17 protein-coding genes, 1 tRNA gene and 1 pseudogene are annotated in these 14,211 nt (G+C 65.4%); 7 read left to right on the top strand and 12 right to left on the bottom strand.

Features of this window, described 5'->3' with window-relative positions:
* The first annotated feature begins 54 nt into the window (after nt 1-54).
* Nucleotides 55-1,629 carry an alpha/beta hydrolase gene (locus tag ACTHQX_RS15355; protein ID WP_440158154.1) on the top strand — a complete coding sequence of 525 codons (1,575 nt, stop codon included), beginning with the start codon at nt 55-57 and terminating at the stop codon, nt 1,627-1,629.
* Between the two features lie 8 nt (nt 1,630-1,637).
* Here ACTHQX_RS15355 and ACTHQX_RS15360 read toward each other — a convergent pair whose 3' ends face one another.
* Nucleotides 1,638-2,405, bottom strand: coding sequence for an HAD family hydrolase (locus ACTHQX_RS15360; protein ID WP_440158137.1), 768 nt, complete (start codon nt 2,403-2,405; stop codon nt 1,638-1,640).
* 222 nt (nt 2,406-2,627) lie between these two features.
* Between ACTHQX_RS15360 and ACTHQX_RS15365 the strand changes: the two genes are divergently transcribed.
* Nucleotides 2,628-2,700: transfer RNA gene (locus tag ACTHQX_RS15365), tRNA-Thr, on the top strand.
* Between the two features lie 413 nt (nt 2,701-3,113).
* Here ACTHQX_RS15365 and ACTHQX_RS15370 read toward each other — a convergent pair.
* From ACTHQX_RS15370 to ACTHQX_RS15385, 4 genes and pseudogenes are all read right to left on the bottom strand, one after another.
* Entirely contained in the window at nt 3,114-4,112 is a 999-nt protein-coding gene (locus ACTHQX_RS15370) for a hypothetical protein (protein WP_440158136.1), read from the bottom strand.
* Nucleotides 4,113-4,126: 14 nt separating this feature from the next.
* Nucleotides 4,127-4,600, bottom strand: a pseudogene (locus ACTHQX_RS15375) (SRPBCC family protein).
* A gap of 130 nt (nt 4,601-4,730) precedes the next feature.
* Entirely contained in the window at nt 4,731-4,970 is a 240-nt protein-coding gene (locus ACTHQX_RS15380; RefSeq protein ID WP_440158134.1) for a helix-turn-helix domain-containing protein, read from the bottom strand.
* Nucleotides 4,970-5,563 carry a hypothetical protein gene (locus ACTHQX_RS15385; RefSeq protein ID WP_440174619.1) on the bottom strand — a complete coding sequence of 198 codons (594 nt, stop codon included), beginning with the start codon at nt 5,561-5,563 and terminating at the stop codon, nt 4,970-4,972. Before ACTHQX_RS15385 ends, ACTHQX_RS15380 begins: the two co-directional genes overlap by 1 nt.
* A gap of 246 nt (nt 5,564-5,809) precedes the next feature.
* Between ACTHQX_RS15385 and ACTHQX_RS15390 the strand changes: the two genes are divergently transcribed.
* Together ACTHQX_RS15390 and ACTHQX_RS15395 are read left to right on the top strand one after the other, a co-directional pair.
* Complete coding sequence (locus ACTHQX_RS15390; protein WP_440158132.1) at nt 5,810-6,202, top strand: nuclear transport factor 2 family protein; 393 nt, start codon at nt 5,810-5,812, stop codon at nt 6,200-6,202.
* Nucleotides 6,203-6,218: 16 nt separating this feature from the next.
* Nucleotides 6,219-6,539, top strand: a complete 321-nt coding sequence (locus ACTHQX_RS15395) for a hypothetical protein (RefSeq protein WP_440158131.1) — start codon at nt 6,219-6,221, stop codon at nt 6,537-6,539.
* A 43-nt stretch (nt 6,540-6,582) separates the two neighbouring features.
* Here the strand turns inward: ACTHQX_RS15395 and ACTHQX_RS15400 are convergent, their stop codons facing one another.
* Nucleotides 6,583-6,777: a hypothetical protein gene (locus ACTHQX_RS15400; RefSeq protein WP_236806802.1), complete on the bottom strand. Its 195-nt coding sequence runs from the start codon at nt 6,775-6,777 to the stop codon at nt 6,583-6,585.
* 178 nt (nt 6,778-6,955) lie between these two features.
* Nucleotides 6,956-7,219, bottom strand: coding sequence for a GlsB/YeaQ/YmgE family stress response membrane protein (locus tag ACTHQX_RS15405; protein ID WP_003801204.1), 264 nt, complete (start codon nt 7,217-7,219; stop codon nt 6,956-6,958).
* Nucleotides 7,220-7,653: 434 nt separating this feature from the next.
* Here ACTHQX_RS15405 and ACTHQX_RS15410 point away from each other — a divergent pair, with 434 nt between their 5' ends.
* From ACTHQX_RS15410 to ACTHQX_RS15420, 3 genes are all read left to right on the top strand, one after another.
* A complete protein-coding gene (locus ACTHQX_RS15410; protein WP_236806800.1) occupies nt 7,654-7,899 on the top strand; it encodes a hypothetical protein in 246 nt (81 codons plus the stop codon).
* 90 nt (nt 7,900-7,989) lie between these two features.
* Nucleotides 7,990-9,036, top strand: a complete 1,047-nt coding sequence (locus ACTHQX_RS15415) for a hypothetical protein (RefSeq protein WP_440158130.1) — start codon at nt 7,990-7,992, stop codon at nt 9,034-9,036.
* Between the two features lie 39 nt (nt 9,037-9,075).
* Nucleotides 9,076-9,255, top strand: coding sequence for a hypothetical protein (locus ACTHQX_RS15420; protein ID WP_236806796.1), 180 nt, complete (start codon nt 9,076-9,078; stop codon nt 9,253-9,255).
* 115 nt (nt 9,256-9,370) lie between these two features.
* Here the strand turns inward: ACTHQX_RS15420 and ACTHQX_RS15425 are convergent, their stop codons facing one another.
* The 5 genes from ACTHQX_RS15425 to ACTHQX_RS15445 all read right to left on the bottom strand — a co-directional run bounded on the left by ACTHQX_RS15425 (nt 9,371) and on the right by ACTHQX_RS15445 (nt 14,204).
* Nucleotides 9,371-10,216 (bottom strand): aldo/keto reductase, encoded by an 846-nt coding sequence (locus ACTHQX_RS15425; RefSeq protein WP_440158129.1) that lies wholly within the window; start codon nt 10,214-10,216, stop codon nt 9,371-9,373.
* Between the two features lie 133 nt (nt 10,217-10,349).
* Complete coding sequence (locus tag ACTHQX_RS15430; RefSeq protein WP_440158128.1) at nt 10,350-10,793, bottom strand: hypothetical protein; 444 nt, start codon at nt 10,791-10,793, stop codon at nt 10,350-10,352.
* Nucleotides 10,794-10,799: 6 nt separating this feature from the next.
* Complete coding sequence (locus ACTHQX_RS15435; RefSeq protein ID WP_440158127.1) at nt 10,800-11,450, bottom strand: bacterial proteasome activator family protein; 651 nt, start codon at nt 11,448-11,450, stop codon at nt 10,800-10,802.
* A gap of 232 nt (nt 11,451-11,682) precedes the next feature.
* Nucleotides 11,683-11,904, bottom strand: coding sequence for a YbdD/YjiX family protein (locus ACTHQX_RS15440; RefSeq protein ID WP_236806783.1), 222 nt, complete (start codon nt 11,902-11,904; stop codon nt 11,683-11,685).
* Nucleotides 11,904-14,204 (bottom strand): carbon starvation CstA family protein, encoded by a 2,301-nt coding sequence (locus ACTHQX_RS15445; protein WP_440158126.1) that lies wholly within the window; start codon nt 14,202-14,204, stop codon nt 11,904-11,906. Before ACTHQX_RS15445 ends, ACTHQX_RS15440 begins: the two co-directional genes overlap by 1 nt.
* Nucleotides 14,205-14,211 lie beyond the last annotated feature (7 nt).

A 14,211-nucleotide genomic window follows, 5' to 3' on the forward strand; every position in this document is an offset into this window, starting at 1 on the left:
CGCCCGCCCTCTGACTGACCAAGCTGACGCCGCCTACAAGGAGAACACCGCATGATGTCTGCACCGCCCCTGTCCTCGCGACCCCGGATCCTTGCGGGTGGGATGCGGGCTGCCGGCGCCATGGCGCTGGCCCTGCTGCTGGCATCATGCAGTGCCCTTGGCCTCTCCAAGGACGAGTCCTCCCAGGGCGGCTCCACCGGGCAGGCCGACCCTGCAATAGCGGCGGCCGCGCCCGAGGGGCTGAAGGACTTCTACTCCCAGACGATTGTCTGGAAGCCCTGCGAGGACAAGCTGCAGTGCGCCAAGGTCAAGGTGCCGGTGGACTACGCGAAACCAGACGGCGACACGATTGAACTGTCTGCCGTGAAGATCGCCAGCACCGGGGACAAGAAGCAGGGCAGCCTGCTGGTCAACCCCGGCGGACCGGGCGCATCCGGCTATGACTTCGTCAGGGACGCCGGTAACAGTAATTTCTCCGAGGCGGTGCGCGCGAACTACGACCTCATCGGTTTCGATCCCCGCGGCGTCAAGCGGTCGGCACCCGTCACCTGCCTCACCGACAAGGAACGGGATGAGGCAAGGGCAAAGGTCTACACCCCGGAAACTGACGCCGGGCTGGCAGTGCTCCGCGCCGATAACAAGGTCATCGCCGCCAAATGCGCTGAGCAAACGGGCGCGGTGCTTGGCCACATTGACACGGTCAGCGCGGCCAAGGACCTGGACGTCCTGCGCGCCGTGCTCAACGACTCCAAACTCAACTACATGGGTTTTTCGTACGGCACTTTCCTGGGCTCCACCTACGCGTCGCTCTTCCCGGACAATGTGGGGCGCATGGTCCTTGATGGCGCCATCGATCCGTCCCTCAGCGCTGAGGAGCTGACTCTGGGCCAGGCCCGGGCCTTCGAGAAGGCGCTGCGTGCCTACGTGGAACATTGCCTCGGGGAGGAGGGGTGCCCCCTGACCGGAACGGCCGACGACGGCCTCCAGCAGATCCGCGACCTCATCAACTCCGTGATCCAGACTCCGCGTACGGCCAAGGACGGCCGGCTGGTGGCCGGCAATACCTTCGTCAGCGGCATCGTCGTTCCGCTGTACGCCAACGAAAGCTGGCCGGCTCTGACGCAGGCACTGGACGCGGCCATGAAGGGCGACGTCAGCCCCATGCTTCGCCTGGCCGACCTGGGCGCGAACCGGTCCCCCAACGGCAAATACACGTCCAACACGGCTCTGGCCTTCAGCGCCATCAACTGCCTGGACTACCCCACGAGCAGCGATCCCGCGGTCATGCGCGCCGAGGAGCAGCGGCTTCGTGAAGCCTCCCCCACGCTGGGCTACTTCTTCGCCTACGGCGGGGCGAACTGCGCGGACTGGCCATACAAGAACGTCCGGACCCCCGCCGCCGTCAAGTACAGCGGCTCAGCGCCGATCGTCGTCGTCGGTACCACCGGCGACCCGGCTACGCCGGTGGAGTGGGCGAGCGAACTGCGGAAGCAGCTGGGCAACGCGTCTCTGTTGACCTTCAAGGGTGAGGGCCACACCGCCTACGGCCGGTCCAACACCTGCATCACCAGCGCTGTGGACAAGTACCTCGTGGACGGCAAGGAGCCGGCGGACAACACCGTCTGCTGACCCGAGCCTCAAAGCCGGGCAGCGCGCCGCTCCAGTAGTGCCGGGAAATCCTTGATCGAGGGCACGACGTCGGTGGCACCGGCGCCGCGAAGCGCCGCCTCGGAGTGCGACCCGGTCAGCACCCCGGCAGCCACGGAAGCCCCGGCGCGGAGTCCGGAATGGATGTCCGAGGCGGAGTCCCCCACCACGGCCACCTTCCGGACGTCGTCGATGTCGAGGGCCAGGACCGCTGTCAGCACCATGTCCGGGAACGGCCTGCCCCTGCCGGCGTCCGCCGGGCACAGGCTGAGGTCCGCCAGGCCCATCCAGCCCAGCGATTCGAGCACCATGTTCTGCGTGTGGCGCCCGAAGCCGGTAGCCAGGCAGACCTTGATGCCGGCGTCCCGGAGCCAGCTGATGGTGTCCTCGGCCCCCGGCACGGCCCGGACTCCGCCGTCGGCGATGAGTTCGTCGCAGTTCAGCTCAAACCTTTTGTTGGCACTTGTGGCCGCCTGGGGGTCGTCGAGCAGTTCGGCGAAAACCGTCATCCGGGAGATGCCGGAGCGCTCCCTCGCATAGCGCAGCATGCCTTCAAAACGGGCGGAACCGGCCGGGACTCCCTGCTCCACCAGCGTGCGGCACATCGCGCGGTCCGTGAGGCCGCCGTCGTACACGGTTGTTCCCACCATGGCCAGCACCGCCAGCCGGACGGGCTGGCCCTGCTCCGCCGCGTCCGCAGCTGCGGAGATGGCGGTGCGGACCGCGCTGCCGGTGGAGATTGCGCTGTCTGGTGTCATGGTTGAGCTCCTTTGCCGGGTGCGCAGGCATGCTGCGCCACGCTTTTCGTTCCAGCATCGCGGCTGTTGCTGTTGCGGGTCTGAACCGGATCCGACGGCGGAATGAACGTCCCGCCAACGTCAAGCGCAGCCTGCGGGGCGCTCATTTTGACCCGGACGCAGGGACTCTATTACAGTTGTCTCTTGCATGAACCGGCCGGTTTCCCGGCTGATTGGTGCGGTGCTTCCTTAGCTCAGTCGGTAGAGCGTTTCACTCGTAATGAAAAGGTCATCAGTTCGATTCTGATAGGAAGCTCGGGAAGAACCCCGTATTGTCGCTAGTTCGGCGGCGGTACGGGGTTTTTTGCTGGTTTCGCCCGAGTCGCCATTCGCCCGGGACATATCTTCAGCGCACTTCGGCGCACACATCCGCTTCACCCGCACCCACGCGCGTCGCCTGAGACTTGCGCCAATCTGGCGTCGCCAGCAGTAGGGCGGGTTTTCTTGAGCCAGTATTGATGGGCATCCGGGGAGACCTTGAGTCAGCGAAGGCAGAGTGTTCGTTACCGGCACGGAAGACCGGCCATACGAAGCCCGCAGGCGCCACTTCACGGGCAAAAAAATAACCCACACACGTCCCCTCCGTCGTCTGGCCCCAGAACCGCGGCGGAGGGGGCCCACCCGTAAGGCAGCACATGACAGCGGTAGCAACGCGGGCAAGCTCGACGACTAGGTGGGGCCGCACGCCGCCGTCACAAACTCGTAGATCTGCCCACGCAGTGCCGTGCCGGCGGCGATCTTCAGCTGCCCCTCGCGGCCTCCCACAGTCACATGCAGGGGCAGCAGCGTGCCCACTTTGTCCTCGGCGATGGCATGCGTATCGCATCGGGCAGGACGGATCCGCAGGCGCAGTTCAGAGCGTGGGGCGCCCTGCGCGATGCGGATGTTCCGCGGCCACGGCTCGTCCGCCGGCTCGGCAATCAGGGTGGTCCCGTCGATGCTGGCAATCGTCACTGACCCTATGTCCATGCCGGCGCCTTCCGCTTTTTTCGGGGTGATGACCAGCCGGACGACGGCGGTGCGGGAGTCCGGCGCAACCTCAAGCCTGCGGTCCAGCACGATGTCCGCCACGGCGGCCGCCTCCGCCGCCAGGCACAGCTCCCTGTTGTTCCGCTCCAGGACCCCGAAGGGGTCGCCGGCGCCCGACGCCACCTCCCGGAGACCGGGCCGCCCGGGCTCCGAATACCTGATGGTGGCGACTGGCTGCTGAATGAATGATTGCTGCGCGGTTGATAGGTCCCGGCCGCAGACCGGGGCCGGCAGCCGGGCGGGAAGGCTCTTGGGCTGGCCGGGAGGCAGCTCGAGGCTTCCGCCCGACGGCTCCCACAGGATGTCCCGCTGAAACAGTGGCGACGCCAGTTGCGCCGCGGCTACTGTCAGGGGCCTGCCGGACACGTTGGTGAGCAGGAGCTGGATGGCCTGTTTGCCGTACTGGTCGCGTGACTGGTTAACCTCCACCGTTATCGGCAGCGGTCCAGCAGACTCCTGCGGCTCCGGCACCGTGCAGGCCGCCAGCGCGGGGACCGCCGTCGCCATGGCAACCGCCGCCAGAACAGTCAGCCGGCGGCGGGCGGGCGCCCAGGACCCGTGCGCAGGCGACTTCCGCGGAGGGGACCCGTGCGCGGCAGGGCACGGGCCGAGGACCTGTTGTTCATCCAACAGGCCCACGGCCCCGGGTTTTTCTAGAACTGCCCGGTGGGGCCGCTGTCTTCGACCTCTCCGCGCCAGCCGCCGGTTTCCGCGCCGCGTGACTCGATGAAGTCCTTGAATTTCCGCATGTCGGCCTTGACCTGCATTTCGTCAATCTTCAGGGCCGCGCCTGCTTTCTCCGTGACGGTTTCCGGCGCCCATTCGAAGTGGACCTTCACTTTCGTGTGGTTGGCATCCAGGGGCGTGAACCTGATGATGCCGGCATGGGACTTGCCGTCGGTGCTGCGCTAGGCGATCCGGTCATCAGGCTCCTGGTCAACTATCTCCGTATCAAATTCCCGCTTCACACCGCCGACCTTCGTGACCCAATGATTGGTGGTGTTACTCAGCTGGGTTACGGATTCCACGCCGGACATGAACTGCGGAAATGATTCGAACTGCGTCCACTGGTTGTAGGCCGTACGGACCGGAACTGCGACATCAACGGTCTCTTCAACAGTTTCCATCTGCTTCCTCCTGTCATAACGGGCGGCCCGATTTCGGGCCCTCGGCAGCCGCCGTCGTCCTTCACTGCAACCGCCACCTGAACCGTAGGTCCGGCACCTTCTGGTGTCCAGCCCCCGCAGATGATCGGGATCAGCGACTGCCGGCTGTGCTGCCCGCGGTGACCAGGAGGTCCCCGACCTGGCACTCCAGGGCGTCGCAGATGGCCGTCAGGGTGGAGAACCTGATCGCCTTTGCCCTGTCGTTTTTCAGCACCGACAGGTTCACCAGGCTGACGCCGACCCGCTTGCTCAGTTCGGTCAGGGTCATCCCGCGGTCTGCCAGCAGCTCGTGAAGCCGGCAATGGATTCCTGTGGTTTCGTCCGCCGGCATCAGACCAGGCCCTCGGTGTCCTTCTGCAGCCTTCGGCCAAACTCGAAGACCCCGGCGACAAGAAGCAAGGCGATGCCCAGCACCAGAGGACCGACGTTGAAGTCCACAGAGAAGAGGTAATACTCCCCCGGCACGCGCCCGTGCGCTCCGATCAGGTCCGCCAACCGGCTCCGCGCGATGGAATCGAGGATCTGCCCCACCGTCCCGGACAGTGCCAGGACAATTCCCCCGGCGCCAACGAGCCACGCAGAACCACGTGTGAAAAGAATTTCACTCCGGAGCCGGTAGGCCAGCAAGAAGATCAGCGCCAGAACGGCAAGAATGCCGAGCTGGTTCAGGGCCCCGGCCCACCCCAGCAGGGAGGCCGGGCCGGAAGGAAGCACCGGGATGGTCGCATCGAGTGCGGTGTAGTGTCCAGTAGTCCCGAGTGACAGTCCGGATGCCGCTTGGCGGGTCGTAGCCACAGGCAGCGTGAGTGTCACCGGACCTGCAGCGGAATCGACGATGCCCCACACCGTAAGCGCCGTCGTCGTGACTGCTGCCGCTGACGAGGCAATCATCAGAAGAAGCGCATCTGTTCTGGACACGATCATTTTCCGGCCTGAAGCGGGAACGGCACCCGTGGTAACTTTCATTCAATCCCCCAGTTATGAAACTCATTAATAACGACAGTCGATAACCTAAGGCTTGCCGAGGCCGGAGTCAATCACTCCTCGGGGGCCCTCTGCCCTCCACGGGCGCTTCGACGCCGGCGACAAAAACTGATCATCGACACGGTCCTCGCGCGGGCTTAACCTTTCCTCGCTGGGATCCGACAACGACGACAGTGAGGTGGCGAGATGGGAACCCAGGAAGATGCCGGTGTGGTGCGACGGGGCTACGAAGCGTTCGGTGCAGGTGACATGGAAACTCTTCGAAACCTGTTCGCGGAGGACGCCGTCTGGCATCTGGGAGGCAGCGGCGGGCTGTCCGGTGACAAGCAGGGCCTGGACGCAATCCTCGCCTACTTCGGCGAACTGTTCACGCGGTCCGACGGCACCATCAGAGTTGAGCTGGACGATCTGATCGGCGGGGAAAATCACACCGTTGGCTTCCAGAGGGTGCACGCACAACGCAACGGGGCGGCCATCGACCAACGGACCGTCATCGTCTTCGCGCTCAAGGACGGGAAAGTCAGCGAGGTTTATGAATTCCCCGAAGACACCGCCAAGGCCGCCGAATTCTGGTCCTGATGCCATGGCAGATGCGATGAAGTCCCTCACTGAAACCTTCAAAGAGGTGGGCGTGTCCAAAGCTTATGGGGAGCCTATCCGGCTCGACGGAAAGGAACTCGTTCCCGTCGCGCTGGTCTCCTTCGGCTTTGGCGGCGGCACCGAAGGCGGCGATCCGGACGCAGCGGGCTCCGGCGGCGGAGGAGGCGGGTTCGTCTTCCCGCTGGGGGTGTACGCGCACGACGACGGCGGCAGGCTAACTTTCCGTCCAAATCCCCTGTCGCTGACCGCTTGCCTAGTACCGCTCGTGTGTGCCGTCGGCTTTGCGCTGCGCGGCGCACTCCGGGCGCGGCGCTAGCCTCCCCAGATTCCCACTGAAAGTTAGGCGCGACCGGAAGCCGCTACGCAACGTCGTCGGGGATGTTCCGGTCCGACAGGTGGGCCAGCAGGGCCTTTTCCGGATTGCCAGGGTTCTCTTCAAGGTGGCGCAACAGGCTGACGCGAACCTCAGGGCCTGTGGCAACAGCCGAAAGAACATCGATAATGACGTCCATGACCTGACGGCGCATCGTCCAATCCTCCGAAGCGTACGTCATGCCCACCTCCCGTCCGGCCGCGAGCCCTTTCCCCCGACTGTACTTTCGGCCGATACTTCTCTCTCGAGCGGTATCGCCGCTTCCATGGTCCCCGCTTGGCGAGGGGACCATGGCACCAGTGGGGCCGGCCCTCGCTTGGGCCGACCCCACTTGCAGATCGTGGTGCTATGAAATCAGGTCAGACCCGGCTTCTGCGAGTGACGGCGCCGTAGATCAGCAACACAATGACGGCCCCGAGGATGGACAACAGCCAAGTCCTGAGGTCGAAGAAGTCACCCAGGCCACCGCCGAAGATCAGCGAACCGATCCAGCCGCCGAGGATAGCCCCGACAACGCCCAAGACGAGGGTGACTATCCAACCGCCGCCCTGCCTCCCGGGAAGAATGGCTTTTGCAATGGCCCCCGCAATCAGACCGAGCAGGAGAAATCCAAGAATTCCCATGACGCACTTTCCTTTCCACCAGACAGGCACCGCGGGTGTGGCACCAGCTATAAAGAGTTAATCAGCATGCTTAGTAGCTGGCAAGCATCCGTTGCCCGTGCCCCGAAAATTCTCTTGTCAGGCCCGTTGGAGCGGTGCTATAAAAATCGGTATCAGCCACCATCGGAAACTGAGGTCAAGGAGGGGGTCCCCGGCAGCAAGTCAACGCCTCATAGACCGGGACGGGATACCGGTACACGCAAAAGCTGCTAATTGGGCGGCGAGCTAATAGAGAACGCCACAGCGCAAAGTGTGCAGGTGCAGCATCATCAGCGTGCGGATCCTATTCCCGCTAAGTGGTCCCCGGCTGCAGTAGCAGCCGGGGACCACATCACCCTAGCTGCAGAGGGGAATGCAGCATCCGGAATTACTGAGCTGGCTGTGGTGGGATTCCAGTGGACCAGGCGACAATCGTCAGCTATGCCCTCGGCTATATCGGCGTCGCTATAGCCGTTTTTCTTATGTTCCTGCCGGCGCTCGCTGTTTTCGGCCTGCTTCTGCTCGGGGTCGGCGCCGTGCAAGTCCTCCTTCTACTCATCAATGCACTGGCCGTTGGCCTCTACAGAGCTGCCCTCAGGTTGTATCACCGCCTCCTGGACAGATGGCAGAGCGGTCACGGCGGCAGATTGGCCGCCCACTAGAGCGGAGCGCGCCCGGCCGAGGTGGTCCGGCCGGAACTCTGCCCACATGCGGCATGCTGAAACCTACGTGCCAAAACATATGATGCTGTCATGGAGGAGGAACTGCAGCGCGCCGCCCAGGCCCTGTACGCGCTTCCCTTCGACGACTTCATTGCCGCCCGCACTGCGGCTTCCAAGGAAGCCGCCACATCCGACAAGCCCCTTGCCCAGGCGATCCGGACCTTGCCGAAACCATCCGTGGCCGCTTGGACCGTCAACATGCTGGCGCACCATCGCCCCGAGGCCGTTCAGCAGCTCAGGGTCCTCGGACAGACCATGCAGGAGGCACAGGCTTCCCTCGACGCCGCAGCACTGAGGGAACTCGCCAAGGAACGCCGGAAGCTCCTCGGCACCGCTGTGGGTGAAGCACGGCTCGCCGCTGAGGAACAAGGCCGGAAGATCAGCGGTCCCGTGGCCACCGAAGTGGAAGAAACACTGCGGGCCGCCACCGCAGACCTGGCGGCTGCCGCCGCCGTCGAAAGCGGGCTGCTACTCCGCGGTCTGTCCGCCGACGGCGTTGACCAGGTTGATGTCACCGACGCCGTGGCGGTTCCGTCCGCCCTTGGCAAGCTGCCGCCTCGGCCGCTCCCACCGCAGCGGCCCGGTGGAGCACGGCGCCCGATCGGTGGGGGGCCGAAAAGCCGTCCGGAGGAACCCTCCGCCACAGCGGCTCCGGCAGGCAGGCGCGCACGAACACAGCCGCCGAAGGCCGCGGACAAGACCGACGCTGAAGAGCAGCAAAAGCCGCGGCTGCGGGCCGTCCGCAGCGCTCCCCGCCCTGTTCCGCCGTCCCTGCTGGAGAAGGCGCAGGCGGCACTGGCGGAAGCGGAGGAGGCTGCCGCCAATGCCGCCGGCGAGGCCGCACGACGCGCCCAGGCCCAGGAGGACGCCGCGGCAGCCTTTGTCCAGCTCACAGCTGGCGTCAACGAGGCGCGGCAGCGGCTCCGGGCCCTGGAACTCTCACTCGATGCCGCGCGCAAGCAGCGCGATACCGCTGCCGCCGAGGCGAAGCAGTACGCTCGGGCAGCGGAGAAAAGCGAGCGGTCGGCCGTGCTGGCCAAGGAACGTGTGCTCCGTCTCCGCAACACGCCGGACTGAACTGCCAAAAATGTCAGACCCCGGTTGCACGATGGAGCCATGGAAAATAATCAGGAGTTCCACGTAACTTACTTCGACGCCGACTGCGGCCGGATCCGCACCGAGGTCTTCGACACCGTGAAGGCGGCAGAGCTTTTCGCGAGCCGCAGCATCACCGGCGAGGACAGCTGGGCCGTCGTCGACGCCGTTGCCGTCCACCAGGAACAGCTCGCCGCCTGACCGCGCTTAAGCCTGACCAGTCAGGCCTGAACAGCCGAGGCCGATCAACGCGGACAGGCCCCGCCCCGTCCGCGTAAGCGAACGTGGCGGGGCCTGTCCGTGGGCAGCCTAGGAATTAGGCGAAGTCAGAGACGGCCGGGTCTGGACCGATCCTGCCGCTTCCTTCCGCGGTGCGGTCCAGCCCGTTGATGGCTGCAACGTCCTCGGCGTCCAGCGTGACGTTCAGCGCGTCGAAGTTCTCACGGATCCTGGATTCGGTGACGGACTTGGGGATGACGACGTTTCCGACCGCGAGGTGCCATGCGATGACCACCTGCGCCGGGGTGGCGTTGTGCTTCTGTGCGATGCCCGCAATGACCGGGTCCTCCAGGAGTTCGCCGCCCTGGCCCAGCGGCGACCAGGCCTGGGTCAGGATGCCCTGGGAGGCATTGAACTCCCGCAGTTCCGACTGGCTGAAGTACGGGTGCAGTTCCACCTGGTTGATGGCCGGAACCACGCCGGTCTCGTCGATGATCCGCTGCAGACCTTCGACGGTGAAGTTGGACACGCCGATGGACTTGACCTTGCCGCGCTTCTGGAGTTCGATCAGCGCCTTCCAGGTGTCTACGTACTTGTCCTGCATGGGCTGGAGCCAGTGGATCAGGTACAGATCCAGTGTTTCAAGGCCCAACCGCTCCAGGGACTCCTCGAACGCGGCAAGCGTTGATTCGTACCCCTGGTCGGCGTTCCACAGCTTGGTGGTGATGAAGATTTCCTCCGGCGACAGCCCGGAGCTGGCGATCGCCCGGCCGACGCCGGACTCGTTGCCGTAGATCTTGGCGGTGTCGATGTGGCGGAACCCGGCCTGGAACGCCTGGAAGACAACCTTCTCGGCTACGTCGTCTTCAACCTGCCAAACCCCGTAGCCAAGCTGCGGAATGGTGTTGCCGTCATTGAATGTCAGTGTTGGTGAAGAAGTCATTTGTCCATCCTGCCAACAAACAAACCGGGAGGACACGGAATATGACGAAGCTAAGCTAGCCGCGTAACGGCCCGTCACGGGGAATATTTCGACGGCCGGCGGGTACCGCCGTCCGGACTCTCCCGGGACTCTGTCAGGACTCCAAGAGGAGCCGCTCGGCGTCGGCCACCTGCTCAAAAACAGTCTCCGCCCGGCGCCATACGGAGGCCGCGCCAACCGGCACGGGTCCCACGGCAAGCCGCAGCATCGCCGCCGCCTCGGCGGTGGCCGCGAGCGAGTTGCCCGCCTTGGAGAGCGAGCGGTGAACACCGGACAGTGCATGCGGAATGTCCAGCCCGTCGCTGGGCGACCGCCGCTGCGCCTCAACGCAAATCTCCCGGACGCGGCTGGAGAGGCCGGCCAGCCGGTTGGCGATCTCCACCAGCTCTCCATAGAGCTGCTCGTCCTCCACACCTTCGAGCACCTGGTGGTAGCGGTCGAGGCCGCGGTGGAACCGGTCATGGGCACGGCGCCACAGGCCCTTGCCAAGTTCGGCGTCGTCTTTCCGCCCTTGCCGGGCGGCCGTGAAAAATCCCAAAGAGGCCTACAAATACTGGCCGGGGCCGTGGTCGGGGTCTTCCTTCCGGCCCGGGTGCAGCGGATCTGAACCGGGCTGGGGCGCCTTGGCACGCTGCGGCTCACCGTTCTCACCGATGATCACACCGGGCGCGATGACTGTGCCTGGCGGCAGCTGCTTTAGCTGCATCTGGGCCAGGGTGTGTTCCCGGGCGGCGTGCTGGGCGGCTATCGCCGTCTGGATCCCGTGGAACAGGCCTTCCAGCCAGCCCACCAGCTGGGCCTGGGCGATCCGCAGCTCGGCGTCAGAGGGAGTGGCGTCGTCCGGGAATGGCAGGCTGATCCGTTCCAGCTCCTGCACCAGTTCCGGTGCCAGACCGTCCTCAAGCTCCTTGATGGAGCGCTCGTGGATCTCCGCCAGGCGGCCCCGGGCGGCGTCGTCCAAAGGCGCAGACTTCACTTCTTCCAGCAGCTGCCGGATCATGGTCCCGATCCGCATCACCTTCGCGGGCTCATCCACGAGGTCCTGCAGGTTGGCGGCCTTCGGCTTTTCCGCCTCGGCGGGGCGCCCAGCGGCCCCCGCATCCAGGGGGGTGCCCTCATCATCCAGGGTGGTGCCCTCCACTGGTTCCTCGTCCTCTGCAGTCCGGGTGGGTTGAGTGTCTTCGGGATCGCTCATGCGTTCATACTCTCACGGGCCCGGAACGCGGAGTCCAGTCAATGAAGCTCCCTTGACCAGGATTTCGCCTTCGTCCGTAGCGAAACCGCATTCGCGGTAGAAGCCGACGGCTTAGGTGTTGGCCAAACCCACACTTCCGCCGCTCCACGGCCCCTCATCCAGGCCCCCATCTCGCCGGCATCCGCCGGCCCGATCCTGCGAACAGCGAATCGGGCCGGCGGAACTGGCATGGTCAGCAGCACCTTCCCTGCGGGTTGGTGTCCTGGCGGTCAGTCCGGTCCCGCCAGAACGCCCGTTCGTCCAGGGGCGGCGTGCCGTGGCCGGCCGCCGCGTGGTGCTCCAGGTACTTCCGGTACGCGTCGGCGCCCATGACACCCTGCACGTACCGTGCGAAGCCGCGGAAGGCTCCCGCCACCGGATGAAGCAGGCCGGCCGGTCCGGGTGCAGCACTCATCAGTGGTGCCCCGCCCGCTCAACACGCATGTCGGCGGGCAGCTTGTTCCATTCGGCCATGAGCTCGCGTTCGGCGGGCGTGGGGATCAGCCCGGCGGGCGCGTAGACGCGTGAGGGATGTGGCCGGTCCTCGTTGTTGACGTTGGGGACGCCGGCCGCGGTGTTCCGGAAGGCCTTCACCGTGGCAAGCACCGCGGTGATGATGACGATGATGCTCAGGACCACGAAGATGACGGACAGCCAGCCTTGGATCATGGTGTTGCGGACCACGGCCTCCATGGCCGCCGTGGTCTTGGCCGTGCCGAACGAGGTCTTCCCGTCGGCCAGCGCCTTGCTGAAGGCGGCGTTGTTGGCGAAGTACCCCACCGCCGGGAGGGAAGAGAAGATCTTGTGGATGCTTGCCGTGATGGTGACGACGGCGGTGAAGGCCAGCGGCACGGCAACGATCCACATGTATCTGAACGAGCCGCGCTTCGCCGCGATGGCCATGCACACCGCCAGGGCGATCGCAGCCAGCAGCTGGTTGGCGATGCCGAACAGCGGGAAGAGGGTGTTGATGCCGCCCAGCGGGTCGGTGACGCCCATCAGCAGCACGGCGCCCCAGGCGCCCACCATGATGGCCGTGCAGAGCCACGCGCCGGGACGCCAGGACGCCTCCTTGAACTTCGGGGCAAAGTTCCCGATCGAATCCTGCAGCATGAACCGCGCAACGCGCGTTCCGGCGTCGACTGCGGTGAGGATGAACAGGGCCTCGAACATGATGGCGAAGTGGTACCAGAAGGCCATCATGCCGGTGCCGCCGATGAACTGCTGCATGATGTGGGCCAGGCCCACGGCGAGCGTTGGCGCGCCGCCTGAGCGCGAGACGATGCTTTCCTCGCCCACGTTCGACGCAGTCTGCGCCAGGACGTCAGGGGTGATGTTGACGCCGGCCAGGCCAAGGCTGTTGACCCACTGCGCCGCCGTCTCCACCGTTCCCCCGGTCAGCGCCGCGGGGGCGTTCATGGCGAAGTAGATCCCGCGGTCGATGGAGATGGCCGCGACCAGCGCCATGATGGCGACGAAGGACTCCATCAGCATGCCGCCGTAGCCGATGAACCGGGTCTGACGTTCCTTCTCGATGAGCTTTGGCGTGGTGCCGGAGGAAATCAGGGCGTGGAAGCCGGAAAGCGCGCCGCAGGCGATGGTGACGAACAGGAACGGGAACAGGGCGCCGGAGAAGACCGGACCGTTCTCGCGGCCGGCGAACTCGCTGAACGCGGGAACAGTAATTTCGGGGCGCACCACGATGATGGCCACGGCGAGCATCGCGATCACGCCGATCTTCATGAAGGTCGAGAGGTAGTCCCGCGGTGCGAGCAGGAGCCACACCGGCAGAATGGCCGCGATGAAGCCGTAGATGATGAGGCCCCACGCGATGGTGACCTTGTCCAGGTGGAAGAACGCCGCGCCCCACTCGGTGCCGGCCACGGCGCCGCCGCCGATGATGGCGGCCATGAGCAGCACGAAGCCGATGATGGAAACCTCCATGACCTTGCCCGGACGCAGATACCTCAGGTACACGCCCATGAAGAGCGCGATCGGGATGGTCATGCCCACCGAGAAGACGCCCCAGGGGCTCTCCCCCAAAGCATTGACGACGACGAGCGCCAGGATCGCGACGATGATCACCATGATCAGCAGCGTGGCCACGAGGGCGGCGGTGCCGCCGATGACGCCGAGCTCCTCACGCGCCATCTGGCCGAGGGAACGGCCGCCGCGGCGCATGGAGAAGAACATGACCAGGTAGTCCTGCACGGCGCCTGCGAGGACGACGCCGAGAATGATCCAGATAGTGCCCGGGAGGTAACCCATCTGGGCCGCGATGACGGGCCCCACGAGCGGGCCGGCTCCGGCGATGGCGGCGAAGTGGTGCCCGAAGAGGACATTGCGGTCCGTGCGGACGTAGTCCTTGCCGTCAGCCTTGTACTCTGCCGGCGTGGCGCGGCGGTCGTCCGGCTTGAGCAGATAGCGCTCGATGACCTTCGAATAAAAGCGGTAGCCGATCAGGTACGTGCACACCGAGGCGAACACGAACCAGATGGCGTTGACCGTCTCGCCCCTGACGACGGCCAGCATGAACCAGGCCACGCCGCCCAGGAGCGCGATGGCTACCCACGTGGCGATCTTCGCAGGGGTCCATCTGCGCTCCTCGGCGTCGCGGACCGCGTCCTCCACCGACGTCGGCGGCAGCGACCCGGTGGCCGCGGGATTGAGTTCCCCGTCCGCCGTTCGGGTCACGTCCTCAGGCATGGTGCCCATGTCTCCT

Origin of the sequence: Arthrobacter sp. SAFR-023, assembly GCF_051965295.1 — a bacterium.
Lineage (GTDB): Bacteria > Actinomycetota > Actinomycetes > Actinomycetales > Micrococcaceae > Arthrobacter.

Excerpts from the sequence above, each read along its gene's own strand:
- ACTHQX_RS15395 (WP_440158131.1), top strand. The coding sequence starts at position 6,219 with ATGAAGTCCCTCACTGAAACCTTCAAAGAGGTGGGCGTGTCCAAAGCT.
- ACTHQX_RS15440 (WP_236806783.1), bottom strand. The coding sequence starts at position 11,904 with ATGAGTGCTGCACCCGGACCGGCCGGCCTGCTTCATCCGGTGGCGGGA.
- ACTHQX_RS15420 (WP_236806796.1), top strand. The coding sequence starts at position 9,076 with ATGGAAAATAATCAGGAGTTCCACGTAACTTACTTCGACGCCGACTGC.
- ACTHQX_RS15435 (WP_440158127.1), bottom strand. The coding sequence starts at position 11,450 with ATGAGCGATCCCGAAGACACTCAACCCACCCGGACTGCAGAGGACGAG.
- ACTHQX_RS15380 (WP_440158134.1), bottom strand. The coding sequence starts at position 4,970 with ATGCCGGCGGACGAAACCACAGGAATCCATTGCCGGCTTCACGAGCTG.
- ACTHQX_RS15390 (WP_440158132.1), top strand. The coding sequence starts at position 5,810 with ATGGGAACCCAGGAAGATGCCGGTGTGGTGCGACGGGGCTACGAAGCG.
- ACTHQX_RS15385 (WP_440174619.1), bottom strand. The coding sequence starts at position 5,563 with ATGATCGTGTCCAGAACAGATGCGCTTCTTCTGATGATTGCCTCGTCA.
- ACTHQX_RS15405 (WP_003801204.1), bottom strand. The coding sequence starts at position 7,219 with ATGGGAATTCTTGGATTTCTCCTGCTCGGTCTGATTGCGGGGGCCATT.
- ACTHQX_RS15425 (WP_440158129.1), bottom strand. The coding sequence starts at position 10,216 with ATGACTTCTTCACCAACACTGACATTCAATGACGGCAACACCATTCCG.
- ACTHQX_RS15415 (WP_440158130.1), top strand. The coding sequence starts at position 7,990 with ATGGAGGAGGAACTGCAGCGCGCCGCCCAGGCCCTGTACGCGCTTCCC.
- ACTHQX_RS15445 (WP_440158126.1), bottom strand. The coding sequence starts at position 14,204 with ATGGGCACCATGCCTGAGGACGTGACCCGAACGGCGGACGGGGAACTC.
- ACTHQX_RS15400 (WP_236806802.1), bottom strand. The coding sequence starts at position 6,777 with ATGACGTACGCTTCGGAGGATTGGACGATGCGCCGTCAGGTCATGGAC.
- ACTHQX_RS15360 (WP_440158137.1), bottom strand. The coding sequence starts at position 2,405 with ATGACACCAGACAGCGCAATCTCCACCGGCAGCGCGGTCCGCACCGCC.
- ACTHQX_RS15355 (WP_440158154.1), top strand. The coding sequence starts at position 55 with ATGTCTGCACCGCCCCTGTCCTCGCGACCCCGGATCCTTGCGGGTGGG.